The sequence below is a fragment of the Mesorhizobium loti R88b genome (assembly GCF_013170845.1).
Taxonomy (GTDB): Bacteria; Pseudomonadota; Alphaproteobacteria; order Rhizobiales; family Rhizobiaceae; genus Mesorhizobium; species Mesorhizobium loti_B.
The window spans coordinates 4,780,935-4,793,981 of the sequence record NZ_CP033367.1 but is presented as its reverse complement, the minus strand read 5'-3'; the positions used below and the strand labels follow the sequence as shown (position 1 = coordinate 4,793,981).

Below are 13,047 nucleotides of genomic sequence, written 5' to 3'. Positions count from 1 at the left end.
AGCTCCTCCCTGGCCCCTAGAAAGCGACCCGATCGCCACCTTTCAGCGCCAGCATTTCGCGCGCCTCGGCCGGCGTTGCAACCTCCAGCGACAACCCGTCGAGAATGCCACGGATGCGGCGCACCTGGTCGGCGTTGGATTTCGCCAGCTGACGGCCATCGTAGAGACTGTCTTCCAGGCCGACACGGACATTGCCACCCATCGCCGCGGCGATCGAGATCAGCGGCATCTGCTGGCGGCCGGCGGCCAGCACCGAGAACTGGTAGCTGTCGCCGAACAGCTTGTCGGCGATCCGCTTCATATGGATGAGATTGTCCGGATCGGCGCCGATGCCGCCGAGAATACCCAGCACGAACTGGATGAACAGCGGCCCCGACACCAGGCCCCGGTCGCGGAAATGCGCCAGCGAATAGAGATGGCCGACATCGTAGCACTCGAATTCGAAGCGTGTGCCGCAGCCTTTGCCCAGCCTTTCGAGAACGCTTTCCATGTCGGCGAAGGTGTTCTTGAAAATGGTGTCGCGGGTGGCTTCGAGCAGCTTCGGCTCCCACTCGTGCTGCCATTCGCGCGGCTTGTCGAGCATCGGGAACAGGGCGAAATTCATCGAACCCATGTTGAGCGAGCACATTTCGGGCTCGGCGCGCAAGGGTGCCGCCAGTCGCTGGTCCAGGGTCATCAGCGACGACCCGCCGGTGGTGATGTTGATCACCGCATCGGTCGCCTGCTTGATGCGCGGCAGGAATTGCATGAACACGTCCGGATCGGCGGTCGGCCGTCCGTCCCTGGGGTCGCGGGCGTGCAGATGCAGGATCGAGGCGCCGGCTTCCGCCGCCGCGATCGCATCGGCCGCGATCTGGTCCGGCGTCACAGGCAGATAGGGCGACATCGACGGTGTATGCACAGAGCCGGTGACGGCGCAGGTGACGATGACTTTTCGCGGCGCCATCTTTTTAGCCCTGGCCTTCGACTGGCAGGTCGAGCTCGGCGGCCAGCACCTCCAGCGAGTCACCGATGATGGAGATGATCTCGCCGACCTGTTCTGATGTGACGATCATCGGCGGCGCGACCATGAAATTGTCGCCTTCGACGCCACCCTTGACCCTGCGGCCATAGATGATCAGACCACGCTCATAAGCGAGGTCGAGCAGCCGCTGCGTGGCTTTTTTGTTTTGGTCGATCGGACGCAGCGTCTCGGGATCGGCAACCATCTCGGCGCCGGTGAGCAGGCCCTTGCCGCGCACGTCGGCGATGAAGGGAAAGCGCTTGGCCAGCGCTTTCAGTCCCTCCATCAGCACGTCGCCCATCGCAGCCGCATTGGCGATCAGGTCGAGCCGGTCCATTTCGCCCAGCACGGCAAGGCCGGCAGCACAGGCCAGCGGATTGCCAGCATAGGTGTGGCCGTGCTGGAAACCGCCGGAAGCGAGCAGCGGCTGCACCAGCCGCATGGGCGCCGCCAGCGCGCCAAGCGGCGCGTAGCCCGAGCCCAGCCCCTTCGACAGCGCGACGATGTCGGGTTTGCAGTTCCAGTGGTCGCCGCCGAGGAATTTGCCGGTGCGACCGGCGCCGCTCATCACTTCGTCGTGGATCAGCAGGATGCCGTAGCGGTCGCAGATTTCGCGGATGCGCGCATAGTAGCTGTCTGGCGCCACCAGAGCCGCTGTCGCCGCACCGCCGATTGGCTCCATGATGAAGGCAACGACGCTCTCCGGACCTTCGGCGAGGATCTTGTCTTCCAGCATGTCGGCATAGCGGACGCCACGCTGCTCCATCGAAAGATTGTCGCGGTCGCGCCAGGCGGTCGGTGCCGGCACGGTCGGCATCACCCGCATCATCGGCTCGAAGGTTTCGGCCAGAGCGTCGTCGCCGGTGATCGACAGCGAACCCAGCGTACCGCCATGATAGGAGGGGAAACGCGTGATCACCTTCCAGCGGCTAGCCTGGTCGGTGGCGACAGCCCATTGCCGCGCCAGCTTGATGCAGGATTCCGTCGCCTCCGAGCCGCCAGAGACGAAGAAGATGCGATCCATGCCCTCCGGCAGCTTGCCGGCCAGCTCACGCGCCAGTTCTTCCGCCGGCTCGTTCTCGAAATGCAGCCGGTAGGCGAAGGTGGCGCGGTCCATTTGCCGCTTCATGGCATCGAGCACATTGCGGTTGGAATGGCCGATATTGGCGACCATCGGCCCGCTCGAGCCATCGATGAAACGCCTGCCATCCTGGGTCCACATGTAAATGCCTTCGGCACGGTCGATCAGCGGCCGGCGCAGGCTGGACAGATAGAACAGATGCGATTCTCGCCGGGCCTCGGTGTCTTGAGCGGCGGTCTGGGTCTTCGACATGTCAGGACTTTCCAAGGTAGCGATCAAGGACATTGCGGGTAACGCGTTCGACCATCGGGTCTTGTCTCAGCAGGCCGGCCACCCATTCGCAGCTTCCGGCGTGGAACACCTCACCCTTGCCACGCGGGAAATTGACGATCATGCCATTGCCGCGTTTGACCTTTTCGAGATTGGCGTCGCTCGCTTCGCCAAACAGGGTTTCGGCGGTGAAGCGGCCATCCTCGTCGGTGAGGAACTGGTCCTCGATCGGGATGTCGGCGCTTTCCTCAACCTGGCTGGCCATGCCGACCGCGAGAACCTGCAAGCCATCCGGCGCGCCGCTGTCTGATGTGGGGTAGGGCAGGCCGCCGCGGATCTCGAAGTCGAGCCCATCGACCTCATAACCATAAACATGGCTGTCGGCGCCGAGCAGGTCACCATAATAGATGCCGGTGCCGGCAAAGGCCCAGTGTTCGGGCCGGTAGACCGGGAAACCGCGCACGCCGCGCGGCGCGCAGCCGCCCCAACCGGCATACACCCCGCGTGTCGCGTTGAGCCCGAAGGTCGCCGAACCCGGTCGGCCGATTTCCGGCGCTTCCCAGGAATTTGTGGCACGGGTAACGTCGCTGCCACCGAGATAGGCTGGGTCCTCGGCGCGCGCGCGGTATTTATAGCAGACCTGCCGGCGGCCCTCGTCTTCCAGCCGTGTCTGCCACATAAAATTGCCGGCAAAGCGCGCCGCATGGCCGCCGCGCTCGACATAGGTGTCGACCGCGTCGCGCATTTCCCAGGTCCAGTACTCGTCATGGCCGACGAAGACCGCGCAATCGTAACCGTCGAGAATGTCAGGCGAAAAATGCAGATCGTGCTGGCTCACTAGGTCGATGTCATAGCCGGCCCGCTCGGCGAAGCGGAACATATGACTGTCATAGCTCGCCCAGCCCGATGAGGCGTATTTCTTCGAATGTCCGGTAGCCAGCGCCCACTCCATGTGGGGATAGCGCGGTATTGTCTTCGGCGGGACGGCCACTTCCAGCGGCACGCGCGGCGCATCCTTGGGCAGCACGACGAAGCCACGGCACCAAGGGCGCTGCGTCGACACAATAGGCGAGTACTGGTTGCGGTCAGGCCCGGTAATGCCTTGGTAGTGGTTCGAGCCACCCCAGGTGTTGTAGGCAAGCCAGGTGCCCGTCGCCGCCACCTGCAGCACGCGGCCGGGCTTCTTGCCGGGCCGGGGGCTGACGATGAAGAGATGATGGGATTGGATCTGTTTGCCGTCATGGCCAGCGGCAGTCAGCGTTATCCGATAGGCACCGGACGGCCAGTCGTTGCCGACACGGAATTCGAACGCGACTTCCCAGCCGCAACCCTCGGCGGAACATTGGTCTGAAGTGTCCTGCCAGACCGCCGCGATGCCTGATATCTCGAACACTTTCGTCTCGGTGCCGCCGTCACGAACGATCGCCATGTTGAAGGCTGGGGCGGTCGAGCTGACATGCAGCATTACCGTCTCCCCGGCGCGATAGGAAAAGCGGTCGCTGTAGCACCAGATCTCGCCGCGCTCGCCATCCATGCCTGGCCATTCGTAATAGTGGCCGCGCACCGCGTGGCGGCGCTGCTCGGGCGTCAACCCGAAATCGGGGAATTCGGTAGGCAGATGGGTCATGAACACCGGAAAGGATCGAAGGCCGCCATTTCGGCCATCTGCCCACCAAGCGTCAAATGGAAACGATCGGGCCAGCATTTGCTTAGCCGCTCTTGGCCGCACCCGGCAAAGCGACTATCTCAGGCAAGGCGGTATTTTCCGCCTCGGGAGCCAGTATGCTCAGAGTGCAAAAGGTCAAGCTCGACGATATCTACGTGCCGACGGCGCGCAAGAAGACGCTGCACCCAGAGACCGTGCGCAGTCTCGCCGAGGACATTCTCGAGAATGGCATGAAGACGCCGATCCAGGTCCGCCACGACGGCAAGCGTCATGTCCTCGTCGAAGGCCTGCATCGGCTGGAGGCGGCAAGGTGGCTCGGCGAGACCGAAATCGACGCCTATCTGGTGCAAGCCAAGCGCCACTGACTCTGCCCGCCTTGTCGCAATGCGGGCGGTTCCAGAATTTTTCACTGCCAGAATTTTTCGCTGAAAGTGTCGGCTTGCGTTTGATCTGCTCGTCCTCGGCACGGAAGCCAAGATCAAACCTGAGGAGACCTCCGTGACCACAAAGCTCGACATCGCCCCCGCCAATGACCGTGAACTGGTTGTTGCCCGCATCATCGATGCGCCGCGCGAGAACGTCTATCGTTGCTGGAGCGACCCGAAACTGATCACGCAATGGTTCGCACCAAAGCCGTGGACGACACCACGCGCCGAGATGGACGTGCGCACGGGCGGCTCGAGCCTGGTCATCATGGCTGGCCCTGACGGCAATGAGTTTCCCAACCCCGGCGTCTTCCTGGAAGTCATTCCCGGCAAGAAGATCGTCTTCACCGATGCCTATACAAAGGCCTGGGAGCCATCGGAAAAGCCGTTCATGACCGGCGTGCTGACCTTCGAGGACGAAGGCGAGGGCAAGACCCTCTACACCGCACGCGTCCGGCACTGGAGTGTCGCCGGCCGCGAACAGCACGAGGCGATGGGTTTTCACGTCGGCTGGGGCCAGTGCACCGACCAACTCGAGGAACTCGCCAGGACGCTCTGATACAGGGCTGCCTCCACGACAACCGCGCCAGGCTCAGGAAGCCCTGGCGCGGCGTGGCTCACGCAAATGCTTGATGCCGCTCATCTCGACGAAGTTCGTCGCCGATTCCCAGAGATAGTCGCCATAGAGAAACGGCAGGAAAGGTTCGGTGCCGCTCAACGGCAAGGGCGCGATCTCGGCGTCGACACGCGGTTCATAGAAGAACGGGATCGAGAACCGCGCCGTCTTCGGCGCAATCACCCGGTGTCGCGTCGCCCGGACGCGCCCACCGGTCCAGCGCTCCAGCAATTGGCCGAAATTGACCGCCAGCGTGCCATTGGCCGGCGGCACGTCGATCCATTCGCCGGCGAGGGTTTTTGCCTGCAAGCCCTCGACGCCGTCCTGCGCCAGCAAGGTGACGAAACCGGAATCGGCATGCTCGCGGCCGATGACGGTGCGTTTCTCGCCCTTGTGAACCACCGAGAACTCAGGCCCGCTGGTGTCAACACCGGCAGTGGCGTCGCGCAAGGGATAGCGGATCAGGCGCAGTGTCGAGATGCCATCCTCGAAATACGGATCGAAGATCGTTTCCGGCAGGCCAAGCCCGCGCGCGATCGACCGCATCAGCGCGTTGCCGACCGTCCCCATCGCGCGGTAGTAGTCCGCCGCGGCCGCGCGCCAACCGGGCAAGGTCTCTTCGGCTGGTAATGGCGTCGTCTCGCACAGCGGATCGTCGGATGCCGAAACCCCTGCTGTATCGGCGAGGTCCGGCCCCATGTCGATGCCTTCCTTGTAGGAAACGGCTGTCGGCTGCAGCGGGAACCAGCCGCGATAGACGTTCTTGTTCGTCTGGTCGAAATTCCAGCGCAGCAATTTCTGCTTCTCGCTGCCGGGAAGAGCAAAGATGCGCAGCAATTGCGCTCTTCTGTCCGGCGTCAGCCAGGCATCGCCAGGAAAATCGCGAACCGCCATGAAGCCTATTCCGGAGGCAGCGGCCATGATCCTGGCGTCAGCGCGGTCGCGGGCGGCCGAGGGCGGCCCGAACAGATCCGCGATGCCGATGGTTTCGATGTCTTGCGTCATGACGAGCCTCACCCGCATCACGGTTATCGATGGCTTTGTATCTAAGCTTTTCAATTGACCCTGTCGGTCGCGCGACTAACCTTGACGCCTATTCTCTCGATTTCTGGATCAAGGCCATGGCAAGATATCAGGGCGGATGTTTGTGTGGGGCGGTTCGCTATCGCGCTGACGTCGATCCCATCAACGAGCGCATCTGCCACTGCCGGCTTTGCCAGAAGGCGATCGGCGCCGCCTTCAACGCGCGCGTGCTGTTTCGCATCGACGAGGTGACGATCGAAGGGCCGCTGGCGACGGTGAACACTTCGCCCGATCTCAAGCGCGGTTTTTGCCCAAGCTGCGGCACGACGATGTTTTCGCGTCGTGATTCCGCAGGCATCATCGGCGTCACAACTGGTTCGCTCGACGATCCCACGCTCTTCAGGCCACAGATGCACATTTTCACAGCCTCAAGGCAGCCTTGGGTGGTGCTCGATGACGGGCTGCCACAGTATGAGGCCGGACCGCCGCCGGGCTAGGTCTGTCCTTCTGCTGGAGGAGAAGGACATGCGCGACCATGACCAAAATTTAATCCAAATCACCACGCGATAGCCGGCAAATCGTCATTGGCGGGCCATCATTGTCTTCCTATCTATGCAGCGCGGGCCGGCATTCGAGGAGACGACGGATGGACCACAGCATCAGCACCCTGGACGAGCTCTTGAGCGATCCGATGGTTCTGCTTGTCATGGAGCGCGATCGCGTGCGCCCCGAACAGGTACGCATGCTGCTCGAACGGGCGCGCCGCCCTTCGGCCGAAGAACCTGTCGTTCCGCCGGCGCATGTGATTGCCAGGACTTGCCAGAAACTCTGGCTGTGCCCGTAATCGCTTTGCCGTTTTTCCCCATGAGGACACAGGCCGGCCGCTTGGGCCGGTTTTGAGCCTTGCGCATTCGGCGCAGCGGCGCCAGATTACAAATCCGTAAATTGATTATCCACCCCATGACGGTATGGCTTGCCCGGGACTGACCAACACCGGTCCACCAGCGCAAGTTCGATCTCTCACACACGGAACCCGACATGGCTGACATCTGCACCCAGGGCGTGGACACCGGCTTTGTCGGCCTGGGATATGCCAAGGTCGCATTCCTTGGCCTGGTGCAAGGCATCACCGAATTGCTGCCGATTTCCTCGACCGCCCATATGCGCATTGTGCCGGCGGTGCTCGGCTGGCAGGATCCGGGTTCCGCCTTCTCCGCCGCCATGCAGCTTGCCGCCCTTGCCGCCGTGATCAGCTATTTCTGGAGCGATGTCAGGGATCTCCTGTTCGGCTCGCTCGACGCTCTCGCGCGGCGCGATTTTGCCGACCGGCATTTCCAGCTGGCTTCCTGGATCGTGCTGGCGACGATCCCGATCGTCATTGCCGGCGTCGCGCTGTCGGGCGTGCTCAACGCCTGCAATTCGCCGCTGCGCAGCCTGAGCGTGATCGGCTGGGCCTGCATCGCCATGGCGATCCTGCTGGCTCTGGCCGAGATTTTCGCCCGCCACAAGCGCACCATCGGCGAAGCCTCGCTGGCCGACGCGCTGCTCGTCGGCGTTGCCCAGATCGGCGCGCTGATCCCTGGCGTCTCGCGCTCCGGCTCGACCTTGACGGCTGCACTTGGGCTCGGCTTCAAGCGGGCCGAAGCGGCGCGCTTCTCGTTCCTGCTTGGGCTGCCCGCGATCGCGCTTGCCGGCCTCAAGGAGTTGTGGGAACTGCACAAGGTTCATCTCGACGCCCATGGCTGGTCGGTTCTTGCCACCGGGCTGGTTGTCGCCTCGATTTCCGCTTTCTTCGCCATCTGGGGCCTGATGCGCGTGCTGGAGCGGTTCTCCGCCTGGCCTTTCGTCATCTATCGTGGACTGCTCGGCGTCGTCCTCCTGCTGGCCGTGGCGATGGGATGGCTGGCTTAAACCAGGCCAGTGTTGCGCGCGCGCAACCCCTTGGACTGATGAGTCGCCACTCGCAGATGTGATCAAACGCATTCATTGACTTCGGAATGTAACAGCCCTTAACGTTCTGTTAACAAAACAGATGGGTGGGGCCGGATGGCATCCTCGATGGGTTGGCGCCGCAAGGCGAAGGGGCTGGGGCTGGCGTTTGCGCTGTCCGCTTTCTGTGTGGTGGCGGGTTCCGCCTATGCCGCGCCTGTTTCCATGGTTGTCGGCGGCTCGACTTCCCAGCCGATCGGCCATTATGATTTTTGCAAGATACATGCCGCCGAATGCTCTATCCGCTCGCCCAACAGCGTGCCGGAACACATGAGCAGCAAGCTGCTGCATGATATCTCGGCGGTAAATCTCTCGGTCAACAAGCGCGTCAAGCCGATGAGCGACATGGACAATTACGGCAAGGACGAGTGGTGGGCGTATCCGGACAATGGTTTTGGTGACTGCGAGGACTACGCACTGGAAAAGCGGCGCGAACTCAGCAACTTGGGTGTTCCGGTCGCCAATCTGCTGATGACCGTGGTTCGCAAGCCCGATGGCGAAGGCCATGCCGTGCTGACGGTGCGCACCGACAAGGGCGACTTCATCCTCGACAATCTGACCGACAAGGTCCGCCTCTGGAACCAGACGAGCTATCGCTACCTGAAACGGCAGGCGAGCGACAACACCGGGCACTGGGTTTCCATCCTTGGTGGCGACGAACAGTTGGTCAGTTCGGTCAAATAGTCTCGTCGGTGCTGCCGCGCCGGCCCCACATACACTGTCCATACTCCCGGGCCGGCCTTCATAGTGCCGGTCGACGGTGCTATCCACGGCCGCTCGTTGGAGCTGACAATCGGATAGATGCATGGATTTTCTGACACTTCTCAACGCGGCGCCTCTGCTGTCGACCTTGGTCAAGGCCGCACTGCCGCAGGCGGTCGCCACCACGATGGCATTCAGCCAATGGTTCGCCTCGGTGCCGCCGTGCCGCGACTTTGCCTTCGAAGCGACCAGCTATCTGGTCTGCGAGGTCGACCCGAAGCTCTATTCGATCGAACTGTTCTGGAAGGATCAGGCCGGCAAGCCTTTCCAGTCGCTTCACAATCTCGATGACGCCCAGCGCGCCGCTGGCCGCACCATGCTGTTTGCCATCAACGCCGGCATGTATCATCCCGATCTCAGGCCGGTTGGGCTGTATGTCGAACGTGGCCAGGAAATGGCTGATGTGAAGACAGGATCGGGAACCGGCAATTTCTCGCTGCAGCCGAATGGCATCTTCTACATCAGCAACGGCAAGGCCAGTGTGCGGGCGACCAGGGATTTCGTCAGGAAGCGTCCACACACCGACTATGCCACGCAATCCGGGCCGATGCTGGTGATCGACGGCAAGCTGCATCCGAAATTCCAGGCCGACGGCACGTCGCTCAAGACCCGAGACGGGGTCGGCGTGCGCAAGGATGGGGTAGCCGTTTTCGCCATTTCAAATGGCACGGTGAATTTCCATGCATTCGCCCGCCTGTTCCGTGATGCGCTCGGCTGCGACAATGCGCTGTTTCTCGATGGCTCGATTTCAAGCCTGCTGGCGCCTGCAATCGGCCGCAACGAAGATTACTGGAACCTGGGCCCGATGATCGGGGTGTTCAGGAAGCGCGGCTAGGGCATGTCGCCCAAAAGTGACCTCGGTTTTGGGAAGACGACATGCATAAGAACAAGGACCTAAAGCGCGTCGGATGAATCCGTTTCGACGCGACGCGCTTTAGGCTCGGGACGTTCGCTTGCCCCGCAGCCTAAAAGCGATCACCGCTATGATGATCAAGGCGATTGAGGCCATCGCCGCTATCCCAAACAGGCTGGTCACATCGAGCTCCGGGAAGCTGCCGGCGCCCTTGGCCACCAACCACCCAGGCGACAGCACGACCGGGGCCCAGATGATCGCCGACAGGATGTTGGCGATCTGGAAGCGGCGCCGGTGCATGCCCATCATGCCCGCGACCAGCGGCACGGTGGCACGGACCGGGCCGAAGAAGCGGCCGATGAAAACGGCCCAAAAACCGTAACGGTGGAAGAACAGCCGCGCCCTGGCGACCTCGCGGCGGTAACGGTTGAGCGGCCATTTGTGAACGACACCACGGCCCAGCCATCTGCCGAGAAAATAGGAGATGGTGTCGCCGAGTGCTGCCCCGATCATCGCCGCCAGAAGGACTGGCAAAGGCTGCACGATGCCGGCCCCCACCAGGCCGCCGACGATGATGAGCACTGTGGTGCCGGGCAAGAGGATGCCGACCAGCACAAGCGACTCGCCGAATGCCAGCAGCCCGACCACGAGGCCGGCCCAGGCCTGATGGTTCTCGATGAAACAAACGCTCTGGTCGATGAACGACTGCACGCAGGCTCCTGATAAAAGGCGTTTCTCAGCTGCCGCTGTCGAGCAGGCTTCTGAGGTCGTCGAGCTTGTCGTTGACGAGCCAGCCGTAATAATTCTCGACCGGCAGCTTGCGGCCCTTGCCGTTGGCGAGGGCTGCCGCCCGCTGCCGGGGCTGGCCGACATTGTAGAGCGTGGCCGTGATCCCCGGATTGCCTGAAATGTCGAAGCCCTGTTCCTTGTAGGCGTCGATGGCGTCGCGCACGATCGCGGCGATGTAGACGATGCTGCGGTCCGGATCCATGACGTCACGATAGATCGCCTGCGGATGATCCGGTGTCAGCTTGTCGTAGCCGCTCACCCTGTTGACCAGGTCGGTGACCTCGAGCGCGGTCAACGGGCTGATCTGGCCGAGGCCGAAGGTCTGGCCGGCGAAGAAGGGCTGGAAGAACGCCTGCTGGAAGGTCTGGGCTTCATAGGTGACGCCGTCGACCGTCTTGCCACGAAAATGCTCGACCCAGACCCGGTCGCGGCAGCTCCACAGGGCAGAACTGTCCCCGGCCTGCGCGCAGGCGGCGAATTCAGGCCGCTGGACAAAGGTCTGCACCGGCACGCCCTTGTAGCGGAAGGAGAAATCGAGACCGGAATAGGACAGCGCCTTCACATAATAGGTCTGCACCGAGCCGACGGCTGTCACATTGTAGGTATGTTCGCCGACCAGCGCGCCGACGATGTGGATGGGATCGATATCGTAAGCCGCGGCGACCTGCTTGATATGCGCCACCAGTTTCTTCTCGCGCTTCAAGAGCGCAATGATCTTCTCGTATTTCTCCGCGTAGGTGGTCTTGAACGCGCGGGTTCGCGTCGCCGATGCATCCGGGATCGTCGGCTGTGTCTGCGAGCGATTGCCGGGGGGAACGACGACCAGCCCGCTGGCTTGCGCCGTCCCGCTCCAGGAGAAGGCGGCGAGCAGGGGGATGAGGAGAAGCCGCTGCAACGCAGTCATTGGGCGCCTTTTCGGAAATCGCGGAAAATGTCGGTGGCCGCAGATTGTCTCAACAGCCACATCATGGCGCTGTCAAGGCTTGGCCGGACGTTGGCGGCGGATGTCTTAAACGAGCCACAGCTATGGTAAAAAACTTGATTCAAACTTTATTGGTAATTTCTCGTTCATAACTGGGCTGGTTGTCCGTCGGCCCGTCGCCTTCGGTCTGTTGTGTTCTGAGTACAGGTCCAGATGCGGTTACCAGGCGTCGTCAGTTTCATGATCGCATCATTGTGCCTTGCCGGCTGTTCGTCGACATCGGGCATGGACGCGCTTGACGTGCAAAAGCCGTCGAACGAGACCACCAGCTCGGTGGTGCGGCCAAGCGCGCCGATCGCATCGGTCCCTGTAGCCAAGGCCAAGGCACGCAAGCGGGCCGAGGCAGCGCCCGTGGATGAGCCTGCTCGACCTTTTGGCCTGGCGGAAGAAGAAACGGTGATGCTCGCGACACCTGAACCGTCCGACAGTGCCGAGCCGCCGGTCGGGGCGGCCGCGCTGGTCTCGACGTCGAAGCTGTTGAGCCGCAATTCGCCGCCCATGTTTGCCGGGTCGATCATGCGTTACGGCTTTCGCGACGCCAAGCCGATCAATTTCGGCAAAGCCTCACCCAGGCATCTCGCCGTCCACGGTGTCGACGTGTCGCGCTGGCAAGGCGACGTCAACTGGGGGAAGCTGCGCGCCCAAGGCGCCAACTTCGCTTACATAAAGGCAACCGATGGCGGCGACCATCTCGACCCGATGTTCATGAAAAACTGGCGTAATGCCGACGCCGCCGGGTTGAAGCGCGGCGCTTACCATTTCTTCTATTGGTGCCGAGTCGCCAGCGAGCAGGCCGACTGGTTCATCCGCAACGTGCCGAAGGTCGACGGCGCGCTGCCGCCGGTGATCGATGTCGAGTGGAACGGCGACTCCTCCTGCACGCGGCGCCCATCACGCGAAAAGGTGCTGGAGAAGATGCAGGTGTTCATGGACAGGCTGGAGCGTCACTACGGCCAGCGGCCCATTATCTACACATCGCCTGACTTCTACCGCGACAATCTCCAGGGCGCCTTCATGGATTACCCCTTCTGGGTGCGCGCGGTGGCGCGGCATCCGTCAAAGGTCTATCCCGACCGCAAATGGCTGTTCTGGCAATATTCCGGCTCCGGCCTGTCGCATGGCGTCACCGGCCGCATCGATCTCAACGTCTTCCATGGCGATGAGCAGCAATGGCGCGTCTGGGCCGGCGGCGGTGGCCGGCAGATGATGGCTGACGTGGATTAGGCCAAGAGCAATTCCAGGAAAGTGTGAAACGGCTTTCCTAGGAAAAGTGTCGCCGACCGCTGATCCTCATTGGAGCTGGCGGCTGCCGCCATTGCGTTCCTCGCTCAGCCGCAGCCTCGCCCTCAAGCTCATGATCTCGGCAAGTGCCGCATCGATCATGGTCAGAAGCGTCAGCGTGTCGTGCTGGGTTGGATCAGCCCTGACATAGGCAAGCTGGTTCACGATGTCGTAATCGTCGTCGGCTTCGTCGCTCATGGCCCGTTTCCGGTTGTTATCTTGCAGATGTTCTCATTCGATCTGTTCCATCGTCAAATTGGACCCGTATCACTTCGTCGTGTGGATGGCCGCCGGACCGCCCATCCAT

15 protein-coding genes are annotated in these 13,047 nt (G+C 62.2%); 8 read left to right on the top strand and 7 right to left on the bottom strand.

Annotated elements, in window-relative coordinates; genetic code table 11:
* Nucleotides 1-16: 16 nt before the first annotated feature.
* Genes EB235_RS23435 through EB235_RS23425 form a run of 3 tightly spaced genes read right to left on the bottom strand, consistent with a single transcriptional unit; the run spans nt 17 to nt 3,981 of the window.
* Nucleotides 17-946 carry a 3-keto-5-aminohexanoate cleavage protein gene (locus tag EB235_RS23435; protein ID WP_027028700.1) on the bottom strand — a complete coding sequence of 310 codons (930 nt, stop codon included), beginning with the start codon at nt 944-946 and terminating at the stop codon, nt 17-19.
* 4 nt (nt 947-950) lie between these two features.
* Entirely contained in the window at nt 951-2,336 is a 1,386-nt protein-coding gene (locus EB235_RS23430) for an aspartate aminotransferase family protein (protein ID WP_027028701.1), read from the bottom strand.
* Between the two features lies 1 nt (nt 2,337).
* Nucleotides 2,338-3,981 (bottom strand): N,N-dimethylformamidase beta subunit family domain-containing protein, encoded by a 1,644-nt coding sequence (locus tag EB235_RS23425; RefSeq protein ID WP_027028702.1) that lies wholly within the window; start codon nt 3,979-3,981, stop codon nt 2,338-2,340.
* Between the two features lie 155 nt (nt 3,982-4,136).
* Between EB235_RS23425 and EB235_RS23420 the strand changes: the two genes are divergently transcribed.
* Both EB235_RS23420 and EB235_RS23415 read left to right on the top strand, forming a co-directional pair.
* Nucleotides 4,137-4,385 carry a ParB N-terminal domain-containing protein gene (locus EB235_RS23420; protein WP_027028703.1) on the top strand — a complete coding sequence of 83 codons (249 nt, stop codon included), beginning with the start codon at nt 4,137-4,139 and terminating at the stop codon, nt 4,383-4,385.
* Between the two features lie 133 nt (nt 4,386-4,518).
* A complete protein-coding gene (locus tag EB235_RS23415; RefSeq protein ID WP_027028704.1) occupies nt 4,519-5,004 on the top strand; it encodes an SRPBCC family protein in 486 nt (161 codons plus the stop codon).
* 33 nt (nt 5,005-5,037) lie between these two features.
* Here the strand turns inward: EB235_RS23415 and EB235_RS23410 are convergent, their stop codons facing one another.
* Complete coding sequence (locus tag EB235_RS23410) at nt 5,038-6,066, bottom strand: isopenicillin N synthase family dioxygenase (protein ID WP_027028705.1); 1,029 nt, start codon at nt 6,064-6,066, stop codon at nt 5,038-5,040.
* Between the two features lie 116 nt (nt 6,067-6,182).
* On the opposite strand from EB235_RS23410, the gene EB235_RS23405 reads away from it, so the two are divergent.
* The 5 genes from EB235_RS23405 (at nt 6,183) to EB235_RS23385 (ending at nt 9,670) form a co-directional block, all read left to right on the top strand.
* Nucleotides 6,183-6,581 carry a GFA family protein gene (locus EB235_RS23405; RefSeq protein ID WP_027028706.1) on the top strand — a complete coding sequence of 133 codons (399 nt, stop codon included), beginning with the start codon at nt 6,183-6,185 and terminating at the stop codon, nt 6,579-6,581.
* Nucleotides 6,582-6,730: 149 nt separating this feature from the next.
* Nucleotides 6,731-6,928 carry a hypothetical protein gene (locus tag EB235_RS23400; RefSeq protein WP_027028707.1) on the top strand — a complete coding sequence of 66 codons (198 nt, stop codon included), beginning with the start codon at nt 6,731-6,733 and terminating at the stop codon, nt 6,926-6,928.
* Nucleotides 6,929-7,122: 194 nt separating this feature from the next.
* Complete coding sequence (locus tag EB235_RS23395) at nt 7,123-7,995, top strand: undecaprenyl-diphosphate phosphatase (RefSeq protein ID WP_027028708.1); 873 nt, start codon at nt 7,123-7,125, stop codon at nt 7,993-7,995.
* A 135-nt stretch (nt 7,996-8,130) separates the two neighbouring features.
* The gene (locus EB235_RS23390) at nt 8,131-8,757 is read left to right on the top strand and encodes a transglutaminase-like cysteine peptidase (RefSeq protein ID WP_027028709.1); all 627 of its coding nucleotides are present in this window, start codon (nt 8,131-8,133) and stop codon (nt 8,755-8,757) included.
* Nucleotides 8,758-8,878: 121 nt separating this feature from the next.
* Entirely contained in the window at nt 8,879-9,670 is a 792-nt protein-coding gene (locus EB235_RS23385) for a phosphodiester glycosidase family protein (protein ID WP_027028710.1), read from the top strand.
* A gap of 99 nt (nt 9,671-9,769) precedes the next feature.
* Here EB235_RS23385 and EB235_RS23380 read toward each other — a convergent pair whose 3' ends face one another.
* Both EB235_RS23380 and EB235_RS23375 read right to left on the bottom strand, forming a co-directional pair.
* A complete protein-coding gene (locus EB235_RS23380; RefSeq protein ID WP_027028711.1) occupies nt 9,770-10,399 on the bottom strand; it encodes a DedA family protein in 630 nt (209 codons plus the stop codon).
* Nucleotides 10,400-10,424: 25 nt separating this feature from the next.
* Nucleotides 10,425-11,381 carry a DUF1402 family protein gene (locus EB235_RS23375; protein ID WP_032925331.1) on the bottom strand — a complete coding sequence of 319 codons (957 nt, stop codon included), beginning with the start codon at nt 11,379-11,381 and terminating at the stop codon, nt 10,425-10,427.
* 231 nt (nt 11,382-11,612) lie between these two features.
* On the opposite strand from EB235_RS23375, the gene EB235_RS23370 reads away from it, so the two are divergent.
* Nucleotides 11,613-12,683: a glycoside hydrolase family 25 protein gene (locus EB235_RS23370; protein ID WP_027028713.1), complete on the top strand. Its 1,071-nt coding sequence runs from the start codon at nt 11,613-11,615 to the stop codon at nt 12,681-12,683.
* 66 nt (nt 12,684-12,749) lie between these two features.
* Here EB235_RS23370 and EB235_RS23365 read toward each other — a convergent pair whose 3' ends face one another.
* On the bottom strand, nt 12,750-12,938 hold the full coding sequence (locus EB235_RS23365) for a hypothetical protein (RefSeq protein WP_027028714.1): 189 nt from the start codon (nt 12,936-12,938) through the stop codon (nt 12,750-12,752).
* Between the last annotated feature and the right edge of the window lie 109 nt (nt 12,939-13,047).

What these genes read in the sequence shown, in the direction of transcription:
- EB235_RS23435 (WP_027028700.1), bottom strand. Translation starts at nt 946, where the DNA reads ATGGCGCCGCGAAAAGTCATCGTCACCTGCGCCGTCACCGGCTCTGTG.
- EB235_RS23430 (WP_027028701.1), bottom strand. Translation starts at nt 2,336, where the DNA reads ATGTCGAAGACCCAGACCGCCGCTCAAGACACCGAGGCCCGGCGAGAA.
- EB235_RS23425 (WP_027028702.1), bottom strand. Translation starts at nt 3,981, where the DNA reads ATGACCCATCTGCCTACCGAATTCCCCGATTTCGGGTTGACGCCCGAG.
- EB235_RS23420 (WP_027028703.1), top strand. Translation starts at nt 4,137, where the DNA reads ATGCTCAGAGTGCAAAAGGTCAAGCTCGACGATATCTACGTGCCGACG.
- EB235_RS23410 (WP_027028705.1), bottom strand. Translation starts at nt 6,066, where the DNA reads ATGACGCAAGACATCGAAACCATCGGCATCGCGGATCTGTTCGGGCCG.
- EB235_RS23405 (WP_027028706.1), top strand. Translation starts at nt 6,183, where the DNA reads ATGGCAAGATATCAGGGCGGATGTTTGTGTGGGGCGGTTCGCTATCGC.
- EB235_RS23400 (WP_027028707.1), top strand. Translation starts at nt 6,731, where the DNA reads ATGGACCACAGCATCAGCACCCTGGACGAGCTCTTGAGCGATCCGATG.
- EB235_RS23395 (WP_027028708.1), top strand. Translation starts at nt 7,123, where the DNA reads ATGGCTGACATCTGCACCCAGGGCGTGGACACCGGCTTTGTCGGCCTG.
- EB235_RS23390 (WP_027028709.1), top strand. Translation starts at nt 8,131, where the DNA reads ATGGCATCCTCGATGGGTTGGCGCCGCAAGGCGAAGGGGCTGGGGCTG.
- EB235_RS23385 (WP_027028710.1), top strand. Translation starts at nt 8,879, where the DNA reads ATGGATTTTCTGACACTTCTCAACGCGGCGCCTCTGCTGTCGACCTTG.
- EB235_RS23375 (WP_032925331.1), bottom strand. Translation starts at nt 11,381, where the DNA reads ATGACTGCGTTGCAGCGGCTTCTCCTCATCCCCCTGCTCGCCGCCTTC.
- EB235_RS23370 (WP_027028713.1), top strand. Translation starts at nt 11,613, where the DNA reads ATGCGGTTACCAGGCGTCGTCAGTTTCATGATCGCATCATTGTGCCTT.
- EB235_RS23365 (WP_027028714.1), bottom strand. Translation starts at nt 12,938, where the DNA reads ATGAGCGACGAAGCCGACGACGATTACGACATCGTGAACCAGCTTGCC.